The following is a 21,751-nucleotide window of genomic DNA, read 5'->3' on the forward strand; positions in this document are numbered from 1 at the left end:
ATTATGGACGTTATTCATTTAAAATATCCACATCAATTGAAAGCAACAGAAGGACCGTACTCGTTAGCTGTTGGATTTTTTGATGGTGTACATCGTGGACATCAAGTAGTCATTCAGTCTGCTATTGATACGGCGAAAGAAAAAGGGTTAAAAAGCGCAGTCATGACGTTTGACCCACATCCATCAATCGTACTAGGTGGACGCAATGAAAAAGTATTTTATATTACACCGCTTCAGCAAAAGCTAGATACATTAAGTAAACTGGCCATTGACACTGTATTTGTTGTCAACTTTACATCTGATTTTGCGAAGCTTTCACCAGAGGATTTCATCCAATACTTTATTCGTGATTTAAATGTCAAACATGTAACAGCGGGATTTGATTTTTCATTTGGTGCATTTGGTAAAGGGAATATGGAGCTGATGTGCGAACTAGGCGGGCATGATTTCGATGTAACGATTGTTGAGAAGTGTGCGGATACAACGGAAAAAATTAGTTCCACGCGTATTCGTAGAGCGTTGCAAGAAGGCAATATGGAAGAAGCGCGTATGTTACTTGGCCGTGCTTTTGAAGTACCAGGTATTGTTGTACATGGGGATAAGCGCGGGCGTACACTTGGGTTTCCAACGGCCAATGTGCAGCATATGGAAGGTTGCTTCATTCCAGCCACAGGGGTATATGCAGTCAAAATTTTAGTGCAAAATGAATGGCTAGACGGGGTGTGTAATGTTGGCTATAAACCAACATTTAAAGATCCAAATAACAAACAATTAACAATCGAAGTACATATTTTCAACTTCGACAAAAACATTTACGGTGAAGAGGTAATTGTTGGTTGGTATCACCGTATTCGTAGCGAACAAAAATTTAATGGCATTGAAGCACTTGTCGCTCAAATTGAAAAAGATAAACAAGCTGCGATGGATTATTTAAATAAGCAAGCATAATAGTTGCTTGGCTATACAAAATATGTTAAGATTCATTAGTACGAAAAGCGTACGAACCTTAGCTCGGCTTTCCGATTCTCCGACGATTGCTGTGCTAGTGGGGATATTTTACTATTTAGGAGGTCCATTCACATGGCAATTACAAAAGAACGCAAAAACGAAATCATCGCTGAGTACCGCACTCATGAGGGCGACACTGGTTCTCCAGAAGTACAAATCGCTGTATTAACTGCAGAAATCAACGCATTAAACACTCACTTACGTACTCACAAAAAAGACTTCCACTCTGAGCGTGGTCTTTTAAAAATGGTAGGTCGTCGTCGTCACTTATTAAAATATTTACGTGAAAATGACGTACAACGTTACCGTGAACTAATCAACAAACTTGGATTACGTCGCTAATCTATTCGAAAGGCTTCAGCGTGCTCATTTAGCTCTGAAATGGGTAAATTGTGAGCATGTGACAGCTAGACATGACAAAAAGCGGGAATTTTCCCGCTTTTTCTTTATGTTTTAGTGATATAATCGTCTCCTAAATTGTCAACATTAAAATTCAAGTAATTTATTGAAAATATTTAGCATAGAGAAAGCTTTTTTGATACACTAACTATGGTACATAATAAAAGTAACGTAGTGTGTCTCAAAGTAGAAAGGGGTTCATTAGATGAACGACAAAAAAGTCTATTCATACGAATGGGCTGGCCGTCCTTTAGTAATAGAAGTAGGACAGTTAGCAAAACAAGCAAATGGCGCCGCTTTAGTGCGCTATGGCGAAACGGCAGTACTTGCTACTGCAACGATGTCAAAATCACCAAAACCATTAGATTTCTTCCCATTAACAGTGAATTATGAGGAGCGTCTATATGCAGCAGGGAAGATTCCAGGTGGCTTTATTAAACGTGAAGGTCGTCCTTCTGAGCAAGCAGTTTTAACAAGTCGTTTAATCGACCGTCCAATCCGACCAATGTTCCCAGATGGCTTCCGTAACGAAGTACAAGTGATTTCAATGGTTATGTCAAATGACCAAGATTGTCCATCTGATGTGGCAGCAATGTTTGGTTCATCTTTAGCTATTGCTGTTTCTGATATTCCATTTGACGGCCCAATTGCGGGTGTACATGTTGGGTATATTGATGGCGAGTTCGTTGTCAATCCAACGGTGGAGCAAGCGGCACAAAGTACAATTCACCTGACAGTAGCGGGGAATAAAGATGCAATCAACATGGTAGAGGCAGGCGCACTAGAAGTACCTGAAGAAATCATGCTTGAGGCCATTATGTTCGGTCACGAAGAAATTAAAAAATTAATTACGTTCCAAGAACAAATTGTCGCTGAGGTTGGAAAAGAAAAACGACCGATTGAATTATATGAGCTAGATGAAGAATTAACTGCTAAAATTAAAGACGCTTGCGAAGCAGATTTGAATGCTGCGATTCAAACAGTAGATAAGCAAGAGCGTGAAGAAAATATCACTGCCGTAAAACAACGCATCATCGAGGCGTATGAGGCAGAAGAAGTAGACGAAGAAACATTAAAGCAAGTAAAGATGATTTTAGATAAGATGGTGAAAGATGAAGTTCGCCGTTTAATTACAGAAGAAAAAATCCGTCCAGATGGTCGTAAACAAGACGAAATCCGTCCGTTATCATCTGAAGTTGGTTTATTACCACGTACACATGGTTCTGGTCTTTTCACACGTGGTCAAACACAAGCGTTATCCATTTGTACATTAGGTGCTTTAGGCGATGTACAAATTATTGATGGTCTTGGTGTAGAAGAGTCAAAACGTTGGATGCACCACTACAACTTCCCGCAATTCTCAGTAGGGGAGACAGGTCCAATGCGTGGTCCTGGTCGTCGTGAGATTGGTCACGGTGCTCTTGGTGAGCGTGCACTACTTGCGGTGATTCCAGATGAAAAAGATTTCCCGTATGCAATCCGCTGTGTATCGGAAGTACTTGAATCAAATGGTTCAACATCACAGGCTTCTATTTGTGCAAGTACAATGGCAATGATGGATGCAGGTGTACCGCTAAAAGCGCCAGTAGCAGGTATTGCGATGGGGCTTGTGAAAAAAGGCGAGCACTACACAGTATTAACGGATATTCAAGGGATGGAAGACCACCTTGGTGATATGGACTTTAAAGTAGCAGGTACAGCGAAAGGTGTAACAGCACTTCAAATGGACATTAAAATTGATGGATTGTCACGCAATATTTTAGAAGAAGCGTTAACGCAAGCAAAAATTGGTCGTATGCAAATTTTAGAACATATGATAGAAACAATTAATCAGCCGCGTGAGCAGCTTTCTAAATACGCACCGAAAATTGTGATGATTCACATTAATCCAGATAAAATCCGTGATGTCATCGGACCTGGTGGTAAACAAATCAACAAAATCATTGAAGAGACAGGCGTTAAAATTGATACAGAACAAGACGGTACAATTTACATCTCTTCAGCGGACGAAGCGATGAACCAACGCGCGAAAGAAATCATTGAGTCGATCGTACGTGAAGCTAAAGTAGGCGAGTACTACATGGCTACAGTGAAACGTATCGAAAAATTCGGTGCATTCTGTGAAATCTTCCCAGGTAAAGACGGTTTACTACACATTTCAGAAATTCAAGAAGAACGTACGAAACAAGTAGAAGACGTATTAAAACTGGGCGATCAGTTACTTGTAAAATGTATCGAAATCGATGCACAAGGTCGTGTAAATTTATCGCGTAAAGTAGTTATTAAGGAAGAAAAAGAACGCGCTGAACAAGCGTAATAGAGAAAAGAGAGGGTGTACTTCGGTACAGCCTCTTTTTAAATAAGAGAGGGAAATATGATAACAGTAACTTCATGTAAAAATGGTGTAAAAATTGTATCGGAGCAAATTGATCATGTTCGTTCGCTATCTGTTGGGGTTTGGGTGAATGTCGGCTCTCGTTATGAGCGTCCAGAAGAGAATGGCATTACACATTTTATTGAACATATGCTGTTTAAAGGGACAAAAACGCGTTCTGCTCGTCAAATTGCTGAAGAATTCGACCGCATTGGTGGGGAAATAAATGCGTTTACGTCCAAAGAGCATACATGTTATTATGCGAAAGTGCTAGACCATCACGGTGAACTAGCAGTGACGATTTTAGCAGATATGTTTTTTAATTCAGCATTTCTTCCAGAAGAAATTGAACGTGAGCGACAAGTGGTACTTGAAGAAATTTATATGAGTGAAGATGCACCGGATGATGATGTGCATGAAATTCTTTGGGGCGTGATGTATCCAGATGATGCACTTGGTCGACCGATTTTAGGGACAGCGCACACATTGGCAACATTTGATGCACAGATGATACGAAATTATATGGCTAAGCATTACATACCACAAAACATCGTCATTTCTGTAGCAGGCAATATTGAAGAAGGTTTACTTGCAACAATTGAGGCGTTATTTGGCTCGTTTGAAGCATCACCTTTAGCAGAAGAAGCGATGTTAACGCATCCGATGTTTCATGCGGGAGAGGTTGTCAAAACGCGTGATACAGAACAAGCACATATTGCAATCTCTTTCCCTGCAATTGGCGTGAAAAACCCGAATATGTATAGCTTTATTGCGCTAAATAATATTATTGGGGGCAATATGAGTTCACGGCTATTTCAAGAAGTACGTGAAGAGCGTGGTCTTGCATACTCGGTATTTAGCTATCAATCCAGCTACGCCGATGTGGGCGCATTTACGATTTACGCCAGTACGTCTAAGCAAAACTTAGACGCCTTGCAACATCAAATTGATAAAACATTATTTGACGTTGTCACAGGTGGTGTGACGGAAGAAGAGTTAGAAAATGCGAAAGAGCAGCTAAAAGGGAGCTTCGTACTCGGTTTAGAAGGGACAGAAGCACATATGAATCGCAACGGTATGAACGAGCTTGTACACGGGCAGCACCGATCTGTTGATGACATATTGGCTCGTATCGATGCCATTTCAATGCAATCGGTGGATGAACTGATTGAGCATATTTTAAAAGCGGAGCCGGCCATTGCGATTATTGGACCGTAATAAATAAGAGAGAAGGGAGCCGAAAAGTTGTTACTTTCTGGCTCCCTTGTTCTTTCTGCATCATTCATTTAGAAAAGCTCTCTCTTTTTATATGCTCGAATGGATATTTTTAAAATAATAACGTAAAATGCACAACTAATGATTGGCATAATCATCATTCGTATATAAAATGTTTCCTCAGGTCCGATTAAGCAAAATGCTGCATGTGGAGCCATGATGACAAATAGTGAACCAAATGTAGCTAATGCATGGTCCACTGAACTTTTCATGACTTTCTCATTTGTAAAAATAAAATACTGTTGTAAGGCAATTGCTACAATGGCGCTACCAAAAAAGCCAGTAAAAAATCCCCAATGCTCTTGTGGATTTTCATATGACATCCCTGTGTTCACCTGAAATAGTGCCAAAATCATAAAAATGATGGAGACAAATAGGAAAGAGAAAGTATAGCTACTTTTGACAATCGATTCCCTTTTAACCGGCATCGTATGAAGTGTGCGGTAAAAGGCATTGTTGGATAAAAAGGTTGAACTTGTGATTGCATTTATTGCCATAATATAAGTAAAAATCGGAATATTTGATGCAGGAAATAGAAAGCTAATAATAAGTAGTAATACGATTAAAAATAATAATGGTTTCTTATGTAATTCGAACTGTAATCGTACTAAAGCATACATACAGATCCCTCCTATACAAAGTCGCGGCGCTCATATAGCCGCACGAACAAGCGGAAATTAATAACCGTCACCCCAATCATCGCAACTATAAAAAGAATCAGGGCAATAGCATAGTCTGCTATAGACGGTAAATGTTTAAAGACAGGAATAATGAATCGATCCCCACCTAGCATGATAAGAAGGACAATCACCATTAAAAAAAGTCCGGATCCAGATTTTAATGTATATTCGAGTAGGAATAATACATTAAAAAATAATAGCGACCCACCAATTAATACGGAAATCGTTGTGAAGACAAGTGTAGTACTGACGTCTGCTCGCATAGCGGTATACAGTAAAAATAAGGATAAAAAGATGCCGCCATAAATGATACATACTTGAAGCATATAGGAAAGCTGCATTTTTACAATGGTCTGGGCGCTAATCGGCATCGTATGTAACATCGGACGGTATTTTTCCTGTATACTAAAAAAGTCTAACGTGATATAACCAACTGCAAAGAAATAGCCAGTTAACATTACGGTGCCTGTATCCGAAATGATGGTCAAAACAGTCGCGATGATCGCACTTATGGTTGCAGCTAAAATAAGCTGTGTTTGTGTTAGGGCGAAAAAGTAACGAGTTAACATATTTGCCATCCTCGATCACGCTCCTTTAACGAAAAACACCATCACATCATCAATCGTTGGCTTTTCCAATGTAAATGCAGGGCTGACAAGTGTACGTTTAACAAGTAGCTCTATACCAAATGCCGATTTTCGCTTCCCTAAAATCGCATGCTCCGAGATTTCTGTCGCTTGCGCCACTGTTCCTTTCCAAAGGCCGTAATCGTAGAGCAATACATCCTTGCTTTCACTAAACACAATTTCCCCTTTATGAATAAATGTAATGGTATCCGCAATTTTCTCTAAATCACTTGTAATATGCGAGGAAAATAAAATGGAATGCGATTCATCTTCCATAAAGACAAGCAACATATCAAGCACTTCATCTCGTACAATCGGGTCGAGGCCGCTTGTCGGTTCATCTAAAATGAGCAATTTCGGATGATGGGATAAGGCAAGTGCAAGCGATAGCTTCATCTTCATTCCTCGTGATAAATCTTTTACTTTTGTATATTTTGATACATCCAACTTTTCAAGCAAGTTAAAAAAATATGTGCTATCCCAATTTTTATAGACGTTGCCGTAAAATTTATTTAAATCAATACTAGTTAAGCTATCTGGAATATGGAGTTCATCAAACACAACACCAATGTCTTCCTTCATTTCGACTTCATGCTGTATATGATTTTTACCAAATACAGAGATTTCTCCGGTCGTAATTTTCAACAAATTCAATATACACTTAATCGTTGTCGATTTACCCGCCCCGTTTTGGCCGATAAAACCCATGACAGTTCCTTGCTCCAAGCTAAACGATAGATCACGTAGCTCGAATTCCCCTATTTTTTTATAAACATGTTTTACTTCAATCGCATTCATTTCCCCTCATCCTCCAATAACAATGTCATCAGTTCGAGTAATTCGGCGTGCGACATGCCCGCCGTACGCGCAAGTCCCGCAGCTTTCATCAAATGTTCTTCTAATTGTCGAATTAATGCTTCTCGTAAAAAATCTTGATTACGCTCCGCAACAAAGCTCCCTTTCCCCGCAACTGTTTCGATAAAACCATCTCGCTCTAAGTCTGCATACGCCCGCTTTGTTGTCATCACGCTAATCTTTAATTCTTTTGCAAGCATGCGAATGGAAGGGAGTGCATCACCAGGAAGCAATGCCCCACTTAAAATAGCCTGCTTCATTTGTTCGGTAATTTGTTCATAAATTGGCTTTTCGCTCGCATTACTTAGTTTAATGATCACGGATCTATCCTCCTTCAGCCTAACTGTATATATACAGTATATACAGATATTGGGGTTTCGGTCTAGGGAAAAGAATTATAGTTCTCGTCACACAATAGGAAATCGTATGCATATAGTAGTGTTAAGCTCGTTACTGAGGAGGGAAATAATGCGATTATCTGAGTTGGCAGAAAAAGAACTAATCGAAGTGGAAAATGGCGTAAGATACGGTTATTTAGCTGAATCGGAATGTTTATTTGATACAAAAACAGGAAAAATTCATGGTTTTGAATTAACAGCACCAATGCGTTTACCGTTTGCCAAAAAGAAACAAGAACATGTATTTATCCCATGGGATGAAATTTTACTGATTGGTGAGGACCGCATTTTATTTCAAAAAATTCGAATCAAAAAGTATGATCGAAAATGACAGAGCGTTGGTTAGTAATCGGTATGGACGCTCGGATGAAGGAACTTGCCAAGAAAATGTCATCACCAAATCGAACAATTTTTTATAAAAAGGCGACAGGTTGGGATGCAGGGGTCAATGCAACAGTACTTGATTTTTGCCCAGATAAGGTTGTACTCCCAATTCAGCCATTAACACTGGATGTGCCACTTCTTCTTGGTACAAAACATGTCACATTTTTTACAGGTCGTTTAACAGATGATTGGCGCGGAATGCTCAAGCAAGAAAAAGTCGTTCCGTATTTAGAAAATGAATCATTTATTTGGAAAAACGCGGGACTAACAGCAGAGAGCTTTATTTCGTATCTTTATGAAAAAAGGCAAACGATTCGCGGTAAACATTTTATTGTGACAGGTTTCGGACGTGTCGCGAAGTTGCTTGCGCAAGCATTAACAGGCTTACATGCCAACGTTACAATTGCTGTACGTTCTCACACACAAAAATATGAAGCAGCGATGCTCGGATATGAGGCAATCTATTTACAGCCTCAATATATAAAAGAAGCGACAGCACTGATCAATACAATACCTGCACAATGGCTAACACAGTCATTTAGCGAAGTGATTAAGATGCCGATTTATGATTTAGCTTCAGCACCAGGGTGTTTATATTATGTGACACGTAGTGACTATGAGTTACTGCTTGCATTACCTGGGAAGTACTTCCCTGATGATGCAGCACAGCTCTTATATGACTCAATTGTGGAGGGGTGTGAATGTTAGAGGGAAAACGAATTGGGCTCGGTATTACAGCTTCACATTGCACATACGAAGATGTCGTGCCCAAAATCAAATACTTTACAGACGCCGGTGCAACGGTCGTGCCGATTATTACGCCATCCGTTTTGCACGCAGCAACACGTTTTGGCACAGGTGAAGAGTGGATTCAAAAAATAGAAGCAGTGGCGGGGGAAAAAGTCGTTTCATCCATCGTAGAGGCGGAACCTTTTGGACCAAGAAATCCACTTGATTGTATGGTGATTGCACCAATGACAGGTAACTCGATTAGTAAGTTTGCCAACGCAGCAACCGATTCCCCCGTACTAATGGCTGCCAAAGCAACATTGCGCAATGGAAGCCCGGTCGTATTAGGGATATCGACGAATGATGCACTTGGTTTAAACTTTATGAATATAGCGAAGTTGATGAATGCTAAAAATGTATATTTTATACCATTTGGGCAAGATGACCCTATCAATAAACCTACGTCAATGATCGCTGATTTCAGTAAAATGCTCGATACTGTTCACTATGCGCTCGCTTATAAAAAACAATTGCAACCTATAATTATACAGTTTTTGAAATAATCAAATAACCGTACACAACTCACGTTTTTTATGATACAATATCCAACATTATGTAACTAGATTTTTATAGGAGAGATGAAATAATGACAAAGCAATATAATGTCGCTGTAGTTGGTGCAACTGGCGCAGTTGGTTCGAAAATGATGGAGCAATTAGTGAAACGTAATTTCCCAATCGGTTCTATCAAATTTTTAGCATCAGCACGTTCAGCTGGTAAGCCAATGGACTTTAATGGCACAACATATACAATTGAAGAAGCAACACCAGAAGCTTTTGAAGGTGTGGATATCGCTTTATTTTCAGCAGGTGGTTCTGTATCAGCAGCATTAGCGCCAGAAGCAGCAAAACGTGGTGCAATTGTAATCGATAATACGAGTCATTTCCGTATGGATCCAGAAGTACCGCTTGTTGTACCTGAAGTAAATCGTCATGTATTAAAAGATATTCCGAAAGGCATTATCGCCAATCCAAACTGTTCAACAATTCAAATGGTCGCAGCACTTCAACCAATTCGTGAAACATTTGGTTTAACAAAAGTAGTTGTATCTACATACCAAGCAGTTTCTGGCTCAGGTATTGCCGCAATTGAAGAACTAAAAGCGCAATCTGAACAGTGGGAAAAAGGCAAGGATGTAGAGGCAAATGTTTTACCTGCTAAAGCAGATAAAAAACATTATCCAATCGCACGCAATGTTATTCCGCAAATCGATAAATTTACAGACAATGGTTACACATATGAAGAAATGAAAATGATTAACGAAACGAAAAAGATTATGGAGCTACCGGCTCTTCATGTTGCTGCAACTTGCGTACGTGTACCAGTTGTGTCAGGTCACTCTGAATCAGTCTATATCGAGCTTGAGAAAGAAGCAACAGTTGAAGAGATTTTTGCTGCATTAAAAGATGCGCCAGGTATCGTATTACAAGATGATATCACGAACCAAGAATACCCAATGCCAATTTATGCGGAAGGTGAAGAACCAACATACGTAGGTCGTATCCGTCGTGATTTAGATAATCCAAAAGGCTTCCACTTATGGATTGTTGCTGACAACTTATTAAAAGGTGCGGCACTAAATTCAATTCAAATTGCAGAAGCGATGATTGAGGATAACTTATTATAAAGGAGTGCGGAGTATGAATATAGGTCGTATCGGAACGGCAATGATTACACCGTTCAAAAAAGATGGCACGATTAACTATCCAGAATTAGAACGCATTATTAATCATTTAATAGACAATGGGACAGATGCGATTATTGCATGTGGTACAACATCAGAAAACCCAACGATGTCTACTGAAGAGAAAATTGAAGTAGTTCGTTTTACAGTCGAAAAGGTTGCAGGTCGTATTCCGGTCATTGCAGGTACTGGCGATAATGAAACAGCTTACTCGATTATGATGACACATAACGCGGAAAAAAATGGTGCTGACGGCATTATGCTCGTAACGCCGTACTATAATAAGCCAAACCAACGTGGTATGTATGCTCACTTTAAAACAATCGCGAAAGAAACGTCGCTACCGGTTATGCTTTATAATGTCCCTGGTCGTACAGGGGCTAACATTGCAGCCGAAACGGCCATCGCTTTAAGTCGCGATGTCGAAAATATTACATGCATTAAAGAAGCAAGTGGTAACTTAGATCAAATGGGTGACATTATTGAAAATGTAGAACCGGATTTCAAAGTATACAGTGGGGATGATGGTTTAACATTACCGCTATATGCCATTGGTGGTGCAGGTGTTATTTCTGTCGCATCACATGTTATAGGTAGTGATATGCAATTAATGTTAAAAGCGTTTGATGAAGGCAACCATGAATTAGCTGCAAAAATTCATCGAGCATTGCTTCCACTTGTGCGTGCACTATTCGCACAGCCAAACCCATCACCGATTAAATATGCAATGACAAAACTTGGATTTGATACGTTAGACGTGCGCATGCCAATGATGGAAATGCTACCTGAAGAAAAAGCAGCATTCGATCAAATTTGGGATACGTACCAAGAAAAAGCAAAGCACTTCCGCGAATTAGCGGTACAATAATAAAATTTTACAAGCCAGCGTGAAGAGTATTCATGCTGGCTTTTATATTGCGGAAGAAAAATATAAAATGAAGGTTCCTTCTATAAAATACATGGTGAACTAATTTCATCCTATTGATATTTTGAAAAATTATCAAGTTCATTGTTTTTTTAATTTGTGCTAATGCTCAACTCCACGTATAATGAGATTTAAGTGGTTGCTGTTCGGGATAATTTCATCATAAATAAAATTTTTATATAGAGAAATGTCTAGGTGTTCATGCTATTTGTTGGAGTGCTTGTGCTACTCACAGATGAGCGAGCATGAATGCGCTTTTCTTAGGAGGAAATATAGTGAATAAAACGAAAAATGAAGTAATCCGAATTATTCCGCTTGGTGGAGTAGGGGAAATCGGAAAAGCGATGTATGTAGTTGAAATCGACGAGGAGCTTTTCGTTGTAGACAGTGGGTTAATGTTCCCTGAAGACGAAATGCTAGGGATTGATATTGTCATTCCAGATATTACGTACTTAGAAGAAAATAAAGAACGTGTAAAAGGGATTTTCTTAACACACGGACATGAAGATGCAATTGGTTCACTTGCATACGTATTACAAAAAATAAAAGCACCAGTATACGGTTCAAAACTAACGATTGCGCTTGCAAAGGAGCATTTAAAAGAATTACCTGCACCGCATCAAGTAAAATTCTTTGAAGTAACAAATAAAAGTCGCATGAATTTTCATTCGACATATGTAACTTTCTTCCATACAACACATTCAATTCCGGACTCATTAGGTGTTGTATTCCATACGTCAGAAGGAGCGATTGTGCATACGGGCGAATTTAAATTCGATCAATCGGCACAAGGCAAGTTCCGTCCAGATTTAGCGAAAATGGCACAGCTTGGTGAAGAAGGCGTATTTATGTTATTGTCTGATTCGACAGAAGCAGAACGTCCAGGCTATACGACGAGCGAGACGGTTATTGCGGAGCGTTTAGCAAAAACGTTTCATGCGGCACCAGGGCGTATTTTAGTTGCTGTATATGCATCGAACTTTATTCGTATTCAGCAAGTTTTTACGCAAGCGCAAAACTCATTCCGAAAAGTAGCGGTAGTGGGCAAATCGCTTGAAAAAGTTGTAGACCTTGGGGTGAACTTAGGTTATTTAGATCTTGATGAAGATATGCTTATTCCTGTAAGCGACATTCATAAATATCAAGATGATGAAATTGTCATTATTGCGACAGGTAATCAAGGGGAGCCATTAGAAGCACTTGATAAAATTGTACGCAAACATCATCGCGATATTAAAATTAAAGGCACAGATACAGTACTCATTACATTTACGCCATCACCAGGGATGGAAGTGCAAATGTATAACACGATGAACCAAATCGCAAAAGCAGGAGCGCAAGTGTTAGCAGCCGATAAAAAAGTACATGTGTCGGGTCATGGTAGCCAAGAAGATTTGAAGTTAATGTTAAATCTGATGCGACCAAAATATTTTATCCCTATCCAAGGCGAGTACCGTATGCTCATTGCGCACTCGAAGTTAGCCCAGTCAATCGGTATGAAAAAATCACAAATCTTTATCGCGGATAAAGGGGATATTGTCGAATGTAAAAATGGCAAAATTCGAATGAGTGGCCGTGTACAAGCTGGCAATGTTTTAATTGATGGTATCGGTGTCGGAGACGTGGGCAATATCGTATTACGTGACCGAAAATTGCTTTCGCAAGACGGTATTTTTATCGTTGTTGTGACGTTAAACCGCGCACAAAAGAAAATTGCGTCAGGTCCCGAAATTTTATCACGCGGATTCGTTTATGTGCGTGAATCAGAAGAACTTATGATTGAAGCTTCAGAGATCGCGCGTACAGTAATTGAAAAGTATGTAAATAAAGATACGTTTGAATGGACAAATATTAAACAAGAGATCCGTGACGAACTAAATACTTACTTATTCCAAAAAACGAAACGCCGCCCAATGATTATCCCAATTATTATGGAATATTAAGATGCAAAAAAGGATTTTCTTTCGCTCACATGGCAGAAAGGAAATCCTTTTTTTTCGAATGGGTATGTAGAGGATGTTGATTCAAGAAAGTAGGTGAAATGATGGCCAGAAAAAAGAATAAAAAAAGAGAAACAGGACAAACAAAAGCAAGTAAAGAGCTGCATCCGTTAGCGTATGAAATTATAGGTATCATGCTCATTGCTTTTGCGATGATTGCATTTTTTGAACTCGGTTTAGTTGGGCAAGTCGTTTATACGGTGTCGCTGTTTTTGCTAGGTAATTTACATTTCTTTGTGCCATTTTTATGTGTGTTTATCGCGGGTATGTTAATGGTTAGAAGACGCGGTGTGAAGCTGAATAATCGTATTATTATCGGTCTCATGCTCATGTTAGGTAGCTTTATGGTATTTAGTCATTCTATTCTTTTTGAACAGCTGCATAAAGGGAAGTTATTGTTAAGTGATTCCGTTCTCCGTGAGACTTGGCGTATTTTAATTGATTCAGATGGAGTAATCAATCGTAGTGATTCTCTTGGTGGTGGTTTAATTGGTGCTTTTCTCTTTAGTATGTTTCATGTGTTATTTGATGCAACGGGTGCGAAAATTGCGGCAATGGTGTTAATGATTGTAGGACTAATTTTAATTACAGGAAAAGCACTCGTTCCCTTCATTATAGAAAAAGGACCGACTGTGAAAGATAAGCTTAAAGGAATGAAAGCGGAAAAACCCACCGGACGCACCAAACGAAAAACCCGAACCGAAGAGGAAGCGGCGGTCGCAGCAGTAGAGACAGTCGCAACGGTAGAGACGATTGACTATTATGAACCTGTGATTTCGGCCTTTACCGAAAATGTGGAGCAAAGTGGACGGGATGAGTTTGGTGCAGATGAAGATGATGGACATGTAATAGATGAAACGATCGATGTCACAAACTATGCTGAAAATGCCTTTTATAAAATGCCTTCCTTACAATTATTAAATGCACCACCAGAACATGATCAAAGCGGAGAATATAAAGTCATTCAAGGGAATGCTAAAAAATTAGAACAAACCTTTCATAGTTTTGGTGTAAAAGCGCGTGTCACACAAGTACATCTCGGTCCAGCTGTGACCAAATATGAAGTACAGCCCGATGTCGGTGTAAAAGTTAGTAAAATTGTGAGTTTGCAGGATGATTTAGCGTTAGCTCTAGCAGCAAAAGATATTCGCATTGAAGCACCGATTCCTGGGAAGTCTGCAATCGGTATTGAAGTGCCGAATAGTGAGATTGCGATTGTCACGTTAAGAGAGGTACTAGAGTCTAAAGAAAATAATCGCCCAGATGCAAAATTATTAATCGGTTTTGGGCGTGATATTACAGGGCAAGCCAAGTTAGCAGAGCTAAACAAAATGCCACACTTACTCGTTGCAGGTTCTACAGGGAGTGGGAAGTCCGTATGTATTAATGGGATTATTATCTCAATTTTAATGCGGGCAGCACCGTATGAAGTAAAAATGATGATGATTGACCCGAAGATGGTAGAGTTAAATGTGTATAATGGCATTCCGCATTTGCTTGCGCCTGTCGTGACAGATCCTCGTAAAGCAGCACAAGCTCTTCAAAAAGTAGTGTCTGAAATGGAACGGCGATATGATTTATTTTCCCATACAAGTACGCGAAACATCGAAGGGTATAATGAATACATTGACCAACATAATTTAGAACATGAAGAAAAACAATCGAAACTTCCATACATCGTAGTAATCGTAGATGAGTTGGCTGATTTAATGATGGTTGCGCCAGGTGAGGTAGAGGATTCGATTACGCGTCTTGCGCAAATGGCACGTGCGGCGGGGATTCATTTAATTTTAGCGACACAACGACCGTCAGTTGATGTCATTACTGGTATTATTAAAGCGAATATACCATCGCGTATTGCATTTGCCGTATCGAGTGCGATTGATTCGCGCACAATACTAGATATGGGCGGTGCTGAACGGCTACTTGGCCGAGGCGATATGTTGTTTTTACCAGCAGGCGCTTCAAAGCCAGTACGTGTACAGGGCGCTTTTTTATCAGATGGAGAAGTACGAGCGGTTGTCGATTATGTCATTTCACAACAAAAAGCGCAATATGAGGAGGCGATGATCCCTACGGATGAACCGGTACAAGAAATGGCCGATGAAAAAGATGCTTTGTATGATGAGGCGGTTCAACTTGTCATTGATATGCAAAGTGCATCCGTGTCCATGTTACAACGTAAATTTCGAATCGGTTATGCACGAGCCGCACGGATTATGGATCAAATGGAGATGAGGGGTGTAGTAAGTCCGCCTGATGGAAGTAGACCTAGACAAGTATTAGTCACAAAATCAATGATAGAATAAAGAGAAGTGACAGTATATTTCGTCTTTTATGAATTATGTCTAAAAAGAGCTTATTCCACCATAATAAACAAATTAATATATACTTTTTGCTGAAATGTGTTTTCATCAGAAGCTAAAAGTGTTATATTATTCAACGAATTAGTAGGAATGTTGTACATCAGATGTCTGATCTCTAATTTGGTGGTGGTTAATGTGACAATAAAAACAGATCATCGTCATTTGTACTTACAAGTAATTGATCGTTTAAAATCAGATATTGAAAAGGGGATTTATCAAGAAAACCAAAAACTTCCTTCTGAATTTGAACTGTCAAAATCGCTTGGAGTCAGTCGTGCAACTTTACGTGAGGCGCTAAGATTGCTGGAAGAGGAAAACGTTATTGTACGTCGTCATGGCGTAGGAACATTTGTCAATCCGAAACCAGTTTTCACATCAGGAATTGAACAGCTTTCGAGTATATCATCAATGATTGAAAAGGCAGGTATGGAGCCTGGCTCAATTTTTATGAGTGCAGTGGAAGATGAACCAACAGAAAACGATTTAAACCGATTCCAAACCGACATTGATGACAATGTAATTACAATTGAACGTGTTAGAACGGCAGATAGTGAACCGGTTGTGTACTGTATAGATAAAGTACCATCAAGCTATTTGCCAAAGCAATTTTTGAAAAATGAAGATTTATCTATTTTCTCTGCCCTTGAAAAGTCGGGACAGATTCGTGTAGCGTATGCCATCACATATATTGATCCAGTAGGCTATCATGAAGTCGTTTCACCGATTTTAAAATGTGGGCCAGAGACAGCTTTACTCGTATTAAAACAACTGCACTACGATGATAATGATAAAGTAGTGCTATATTCAAAGAACTATTTTAGAGCTGATAAATTCAGTTTCCATGTAGTTCGTAAAAGGGTGTAGAACATATTTTTATTTCCTACTAATTAAAAAATGAAAAATTTGGGGGGACTAGATTATGAAAAAACGTAAATTTGGTTTATTAATCTCATCTGTGGTAGCAACTGGTGCTATTTTAGCGGCATGTGGTAGCGATGACGATGGAGCAAAAGATACTTCAAATAATGACACAACGGGTGATAACGGCACAACAGAAGAAGCCGCTGGGGACTTTTCTATTGCTATGGTAACAGACGTTGGTGGTGTTGATGATAAATCATTCAACCAGTCTGCTTGGGAAGGTATCGAAAAGTGGGGTACTGACAACGGGCTAACAAAAGGCGATGGTGGTTTCGACTATTTACAATCAAAATCAGATGCTGACTACAATACAAACTTAACTGCATTATTACGTCGCGATTTTGACTTAGTATTTGGCGTAGGTTATTTAATGAACGATGCAGTGCTTGAAATTGCGGAGCAACGATCAGATGCAAAACTTGCCATTATTGACTCTGTCGTAGATGCACCAAACGTAGCATCTGTCCTGTTTAAAGAGCAAGAAGGGGCATTCCTTGCAGGTGTCGTAGCTGCAACAATGTCTGAGACAGGTAAAATCGGTTTCGTAGGTGGACAATCCATTCCAGTAATCGAACGTTTCCATGCAGGTTATGTGGAAGGTGCAAAAGCTGTGAACCCTGATATCGAGATTGATGTGTACTATGCAGAAGCATTCGATAAAGCAGAATTAGGTAAAACAGCTGCAAATCGTATGTACTCTTCAGGTGTAGACATTATCTTCCACGCTGCAGGCGGTACGGGTAATGGTGTATTCACAGAAGCAAAAGAGCGTAAAGAAAAAGATCCAAATGCGAACGTATGGGTAATCGGTGTAGACGCTGACCAATACGCAGAAGGTCAAGTAGGTGACCAAAACATCACATTAACTTCTATGCTAAAAGGCGTAGGGCATGCGGTAATTGATATTGCAAACCGTGCAAAAGAAGGTAAATTCCCAGGCGGTGAAACAATTGTTTACGGTTTAGCGGAAGATGGTGTTGGTTTAGCTGACTCTCGCGGTGCCATCCCAGAGGACGTATTAAAAACAGTAGAAGACTACAAAGCAAAGATTGCTTCTGGTGAAATCGTAGTACCAGAAAAACCAAAGGAAGCTAAATAATCAATATGTTTTGTCCATCATCATAGAGATTCTCGGTAATCTCTATGATGATTTTGTAATTAAAGAATGCCGTTCGATAATTCTGTGAATTTAAATGTAAGCGTTCTACTTAGGCGTTAGAGCAGGATTTTAGTAGTGTTTGGCGAAAATTAATAGATGAAAGGTTTTTATGTAAAAAACCTTTCTTGTGTTAATTTTATTACTTTCATATAAATGAGCCTAAAGGAGTGAATCGAGTGGAATACGTGATTGAAATGCTCGGCATTCGTAAGGAATTTGGCGGATTCGTAGCAAATAACAACATCACTCTCCAACTGAAAAAAGGCGAAATTCATGCACTACTAGGTGAAAACGGTGCAGGTAAATCGACTTTAATGAACGTACTTTTCGGACTTTATCAGCCAGAAGCTGGTGATATTAAAGTGCGCGGGGAATCGGTAAAGATTACAGACCCAAATGTAGCGAACGATCTTGGGATTGGGATGGTTCACCAACATTTTATGTTAGTGGAAAACTTTACAGTTACTGAAAATATTATTTTAGGTAGCGAGCCGACAAAAGTAGGTGTCGTGAATATTAAAGACGCTGCCAAAGATATTGCCAAGCTATCTGAAAAATATGGTTTAGATGTAGATCCATATGCAAAAATTGAAGATATTTCAGTAGGAATGCAGCAACGTGTGGAAATTTTAAAAACACTTTACCGTGGAGCTGAAATTTTAATATTTGACGAACCTACTGCTTCTTTAACGCCTCAAGAAATCACGGAGCTGATCCAGATCATGAAGCGTCTTATTAAAGAAGGTAAATCTATTATTTTAATAACACACAAATTAAAAGAGATTATGGAAGTTTCTGATCGTGTCACGATTATTCGTAAAGGGGAAGGGATTGGAACAGTGGTCACAGCTGAAACAAATCCAGACCAACTTGCCGAATTAATGGTCGGACGTCAAGTCACTTTCAAAACAGAAAAAGGTTCAGCGAATCCAACAGATGAAGTATTAAACGTGAAAGATTTAGTTGTACTTGATTACCGTGGAACAGAGAAAGTGAAGGGGCTAAATTTATCCGTTCGTAAAGGTGAGATTGTCGGGATTGCCGGAATTGATGGGAATGGTCAATCTGAATTAATCGAAGCGATTACGGGTTTACGTAAAGTAAAAAGCGGACAAGTGATCATGAATGGGGTCAATGTAACGAATAAAAAGCCGCGTGAAATTACAGAAACAGGTTTAGGACATATCCCGCAAGACCGTCATAAACACGGACTTGTACTTGATTTTTCAGTTGGTCATAATATAGCGCTTCAAACGTACTACACAGATGAATTTTCAAAGTTTGGCGTAATCGATTATAAGAAAATCTCGAAAAAGGCGAATAAAATTATTGAAGAGTTTGACGTGCGGACAGGTCATGGGGAAGCAACACCCGCACGTGCGTTATCAGGTGGTAACCAACAAAAAGCGATTATTGGACGTGAGGTAGACCGAAATCCTGAGCTATTAATCGCAGCGCTACCGACACGCGGTCTTGATGTAGGAGCGATTGAATTTATTCACCGTCGTTTAATCGAGCAACGTGATAAAGGAAAAGCAGTTTTATTAATTTCATTTGAATTAGATGAGGTCATGAATGTATCGGACCGCATTGCCGTTATTTATGATGGGCAAATTGTCGATACATTAGATCCGCGTGAAACGACTGAGCAAGAGCTTGGCTTATTAATGGCAGGTCAGTCAAAGAAAAGGAAGGGGGACGAATAATTTATGTCAAATCGGTTGATTAACATTCTCGTTCCTGCTATCTCTGTTGTGTTAGGGTTAATCGTAGGGGCGATTGTAATGGTTGTGTCTGGTTACGACCCAGTTGCAGGTTACATCGCACTTTGGAACGGTATTTTTGGAGATGTTTATACTATTGGTGAAACGATTCGCCAAATTACACCGTATATTTTAGCTGGTTTAGCGGTAGCATTTGCTTTCCGTACAGGGTTATTCAATATCGGGGTTGAAGGTCAGCTAATTATGGGATGGGTAGCCGCAGCATATGTCGGTTATGCATTCGAAGGCTTACCTAAGTTTATTCACTTACCATTAGCATTACTTGCTGCAGCAGCTGCAGGTGCTTTTTGGGCATTTATTGCTGGTTTCTTAAAGGCTAGATTTAGTGTGCATGAAGTTATTGCGACAATTATGTTAAACTACACGGCACTTCATATTACGAATGCATTGATTAAGTACTGGTCCGGTGGCGACCGTACAGAAAAAATTCAAGAATCCGCGTCCTTGCGTTTTTCTTGGTTTGAGCAAATAACAGATTATTCTCGTCTTCACTGGGGAATTGTTGTCGCATTAATCATGGTATTTGTCATGTGGTTCTTACTAGAGCGCACAACACGCGGCTTCGAATTAAAGGCAGTTGGGTTTAATCACAATGCAGCAGAATATGCAGGGATGAGTGTTAATAAAAATATTATTTTAGCGATGACGATTTCAGGTATGTTCGCCGGTCTTGGCGGTGCGATGGAGGCGCTTGGTACATTCGGTTATGCCTCTGTTAAAGGTGGATTTACAGGGATCGGATTTGACGGTATTGCGGTTGCCTTACTTGGTGCAAATACACCGCTTGGGGTAGTGTTTGGTGCATCATTATTCGGTTCATTAAAATTCGGTGCGTTAAATATGCCGAATGCTGCGGGTATTCCGACAGAAATTGTATCGATTATTATTGCATTAATCATTTTCTTCGTAGCATCGGGTTACGTCATTCGTGTATTATTAGAAAAGTTTGGTAGCAAAAAGGAGGGCAACTAATATGAGCTTTTTAGAAGTATTATATTTCATCGTCCCTTCTGCTATTTTCTACGCCGCTCCGCTAATTTTCGGTGCGATTGGTGGCGTATTCTCAGAGCGTTCGGGTGTTGTCAACATCGGGATTGAAGGGATCATGGTGATTGGTGCCTTTGTAGGGATTGTCTTTAACTTATTTACAGCGGATATGTTCGGTAGCTTTACACCATGGGCTTCTCTTGTAGCCGCTATGGTAGTGGGCGCTATCTTCTCGTTATTCTTAGCGGTAGCGGCTATTTCATTCCGCGCTGACCAAACCGTTACAGGGGTAGCATTGAACTTATTAGGTATAGCAATCGCGCTATTCTCTGTGAAAATGTTGTTCGAGGGGAAAGGCCAAACGGATTTCATTTCAGAACGCTTTGCACGCTTTGATATTCCGTTATTATCAGATATTCCATTCCTTGGACCATTATTATTCCATAATTTATATGGTACATCGATTTTAGCCGTTGCGCTAGCGGTTGTGGCATGGTTTATTATTTATAAAACACCATTCGGCTTACGTCTGCGCTCGGTTGGAGAACACCCGATGGCGGCAGACACAATGGGGATTAATGTTACCAAAATGCGCTATATAGCCGTGATGATTTCAGGTGGGTTAGCAGGAATCGGTGGTGCGATTTATGCGCAAACGATTACAAATGATTTCGGACACGCTACAATTAACGGCCAAGGGTTTATGGCGATTGCTGCGATGATCTTTGGGAAATGGCATCCAGTTGGTGCAATGGGGGCAGCGCTATTCTTCGGTTTAGCGCAAGCGTTAAGTATCGCAGGTGGTACTATTCCATACGTAAAGGAAATTCCACCTGTATTCTTAACGATTTTACCGTATGTGTTAACGATTTTAGCTTTAGCTGGATTTATTGGAAAAGCGACAGCACCAAAAGCAACGGGTACGCCTTATATTAAAGGCAAACGATAAGATTTTAAAACAATATATATTTCGTCCGTGTGTTTAGTAAGGGAACATGTTTGCCAAAATAACAGTTCAACTGTATAGCTATAAAAGTCGTCTCAGCTTGAGGCGGCTTTTTCTCATGATGAGCATATGCTGTTTTACTAAAAGTTGTATAATACTTTTGCAATATGCGCATATTCACATGTATAGTA

At 39.7% G+C, this 21,751-nt stretch carries 20 protein-coding genes; 16 read left to right on the forward strand and 4 right to left on the reverse strand.

The window, feature by feature from the left end; translation table 11 throughout:
* The first annotated feature begins 3 nt into the window (after nt 1-3).
* The 4 genes from AAGS61_RS01245 to AAGS61_RS01260 all read left to right on the forward strand — a co-directional run bounded on the left by AAGS61_RS01245 (nt 4) and on the right by AAGS61_RS01260 (nt 4,999).
* On the forward strand, nt 4-948 hold the full coding sequence (locus tag AAGS61_RS01245) for a bifunctional riboflavin kinase/FAD synthetase (RefSeq protein WP_391366488.1): 945 nt from the start codon (nt 4-6) through the stop codon (nt 946-948).
* 132 nt (nt 949-1,080) lie between these two features.
* Nucleotides 1,081-1,350, forward strand: a complete 270-nt coding sequence (gene rpsO, locus AAGS61_RS01250) for a 30S ribosomal protein S15 (protein ID WP_391366490.1) — start codon at nt 1,081-1,083, stop codon at nt 1,348-1,350.
* 262 nt (nt 1,351-1,612) lie between these two features.
* Nucleotides 1,613-3,724, forward strand: a complete 2,112-nt coding sequence (pnp, locus tag AAGS61_RS01255) for a polyribonucleotide nucleotidyltransferase (protein WP_391366492.1) — start codon at nt 1,613-1,615, stop codon at nt 3,722-3,724.
* Nucleotides 3,725-3,781: 57 nt separating this feature from the next.
* The gene (locus AAGS61_RS01260) at nt 3,782-4,999 is read left to right on the forward strand and encodes a M16 family metallopeptidase (RefSeq protein ID WP_391366493.1); all 1,218 of its coding nucleotides are present in this window, start codon (nt 3,782-3,784) and stop codon (nt 4,997-4,999) included.
* Nucleotides 5,000-5,067: 68 nt separating this feature from the next.
* On the opposite strand, the gene AAGS61_RS01265 is transcribed toward AAGS61_RS01260, so the two are convergent.
* From AAGS61_RS01265 to AAGS61_RS01280, 4 genes are read right to left on the reverse strand one after another with little or no spacing between them, the layout of a single operon-like run.
* Nucleotides 5,068-5,676, reverse strand: a complete 609-nt coding sequence (locus tag AAGS61_RS01265) for an ABC-2 transporter permease (protein ID WP_391366495.1) — start codon at nt 5,674-5,676, stop codon at nt 5,068-5,070.
* 11 nt (nt 5,677-5,687) lie between these two features.
* Nucleotides 5,688-6,314 carry a hypothetical protein gene (locus tag AAGS61_RS01270; protein WP_391366497.1) on the reverse strand — a complete coding sequence of 209 codons (627 nt, stop codon included), beginning with the start codon at nt 6,312-6,314 and terminating at the stop codon, nt 5,688-5,690.
* 6 nt (nt 6,315-6,320) lie between these two features.
* Nucleotides 6,321-7,160, reverse strand: coding sequence for an ABC transporter ATP-binding protein (locus AAGS61_RS01275; RefSeq protein ID WP_391366499.1), 840 nt, complete (start codon nt 7,158-7,160; stop codon nt 6,321-6,323).
* Complete coding sequence (locus tag AAGS61_RS01280; protein ID WP_391366501.1) at nt 7,157-7,537, reverse strand: GntR family transcriptional regulator; 381 nt, start codon at nt 7,535-7,537, stop codon at nt 7,157-7,159. Before AAGS61_RS01280 ends, AAGS61_RS01275 begins: the two co-directional genes overlap by 4 nt.
* 148 nt (nt 7,538-7,685) lie before the next feature.
* Between AAGS61_RS01280 and AAGS61_RS01285 the strand changes: the two genes are divergently transcribed.
* The 12 genes from AAGS61_RS01285 to AAGS61_RS01340 all read left to right on the forward strand — a co-directional run bounded on the left by AAGS61_RS01285 (nt 7,686) and on the right by AAGS61_RS01340 (nt 21,563).
* Entirely contained in the window at nt 7,686-7,946 is a 261-nt protein-coding gene (locus tag AAGS61_RS01285) for a YlmC/YmxH family sporulation protein (protein WP_391366502.1), read from the forward strand.
* Nucleotides 7,943-8,707, forward strand: coding sequence for a dipicolinate synthase subunit A (locus AAGS61_RS01290; RefSeq protein WP_391366504.1), 765 nt, complete (start codon nt 7,943-7,945; stop codon nt 8,705-8,707). The genes AAGS61_RS01285 and AAGS61_RS01290 overlap by 4 nt, the downstream gene beginning before the upstream one ends.
* Nucleotides 8,701-9,291 carry a dipicolinate synthase subunit B gene (locus AAGS61_RS01295; protein WP_391366506.1) on the forward strand — a complete coding sequence of 197 codons (591 nt, stop codon included), beginning with the start codon at nt 8,701-8,703 and terminating at the stop codon, nt 9,289-9,291. Before AAGS61_RS01290 ends, AAGS61_RS01295 begins: the two co-directional genes overlap by 7 nt.
* Nucleotides 9,292-9,374: 83 nt before the next feature.
* Complete coding sequence (locus tag AAGS61_RS01300) at nt 9,375-10,415, forward strand: aspartate-semialdehyde dehydrogenase (protein ID WP_391366508.1); 1,041 nt, start codon at nt 9,375-9,377, stop codon at nt 10,413-10,415.
* A gap of 13 nt (nt 10,416-10,428) precedes the next feature.
* Nucleotides 10,429-11,340 carry a 4-hydroxy-tetrahydrodipicolinate synthase gene (gene dapA / locus AAGS61_RS01305; protein ID WP_391366510.1) on the forward strand — a complete coding sequence of 304 codons (912 nt, stop codon included), beginning with the start codon at nt 10,429-10,431 and terminating at the stop codon, nt 11,338-11,340.
* Between the two features lie 332 nt (nt 11,341-11,672).
* A complete protein-coding gene (locus tag AAGS61_RS01310) occupies nt 11,673-13,340 on the forward strand; it encodes a ribonuclease J (RefSeq protein WP_391366513.1) in 1,668 nt (555 codons plus the stop codon).
* Between the two features lie 98 nt (nt 13,341-13,438).
* Nucleotides 13,439-15,706 (forward strand): FtsK/SpoIIIE family DNA translocase, encoded by a 2,268-nt coding sequence (locus AAGS61_RS01315; protein ID WP_391366515.1) that lies wholly within the window; start codon nt 13,439-13,441, stop codon nt 15,704-15,706.
* A 192-nt stretch (nt 15,707-15,898) separates the two neighbouring features.
* On the forward strand, nt 15,899-16,627 hold the full coding sequence (locus AAGS61_RS01320) for a GntR family transcriptional regulator (RefSeq protein WP_391366517.1): 729 nt from the start codon (nt 15,899-15,901) through the stop codon (nt 16,625-16,627).
* Between the two features lie 55 nt (nt 16,628-16,682).
* Complete coding sequence (locus AAGS61_RS01325) at nt 16,683-17,783, forward strand: BMP family lipoprotein (protein WP_391366518.1); 1,101 nt, start codon at nt 16,683-16,685, stop codon at nt 17,781-17,783.
* 236 nt (nt 17,784-18,019) lie between these two features.
* Nucleotides 18,020-19,549, forward strand: coding sequence for an ABC transporter ATP-binding protein (locus AAGS61_RS01330; protein ID WP_391366520.1), 1,530 nt, complete (start codon nt 18,020-18,022; stop codon nt 19,547-19,549).
* 3 nt (nt 19,550-19,552) lie between these two features.
* Nucleotides 19,553-20,599 (forward strand): ABC transporter permease, encoded by a 1,047-nt coding sequence (locus AAGS61_RS01335; RefSeq protein WP_391366521.1) that lies wholly within the window; start codon nt 19,553-19,555, stop codon nt 20,597-20,599.
* A gap of 1 nt (nt 20,600) precedes the next feature.
* Complete coding sequence (locus AAGS61_RS01340; RefSeq protein WP_391366523.1) at nt 20,601-21,563, forward strand: ABC transporter permease; 963 nt, start codon at nt 20,601-20,603, stop codon at nt 21,561-21,563.
* Nucleotides 21,564-21,751 lie beyond the last annotated feature (188 nt).

Source organism: Lysinibacillus sp. KU-BSD001, assembly GCF_042920265.1.
Classification (GTDB): domain Bacteria; phylum Bacillota; class Bacilli; order Bacillales_A; family Planococcaceae; genus Lysinibacillus_B.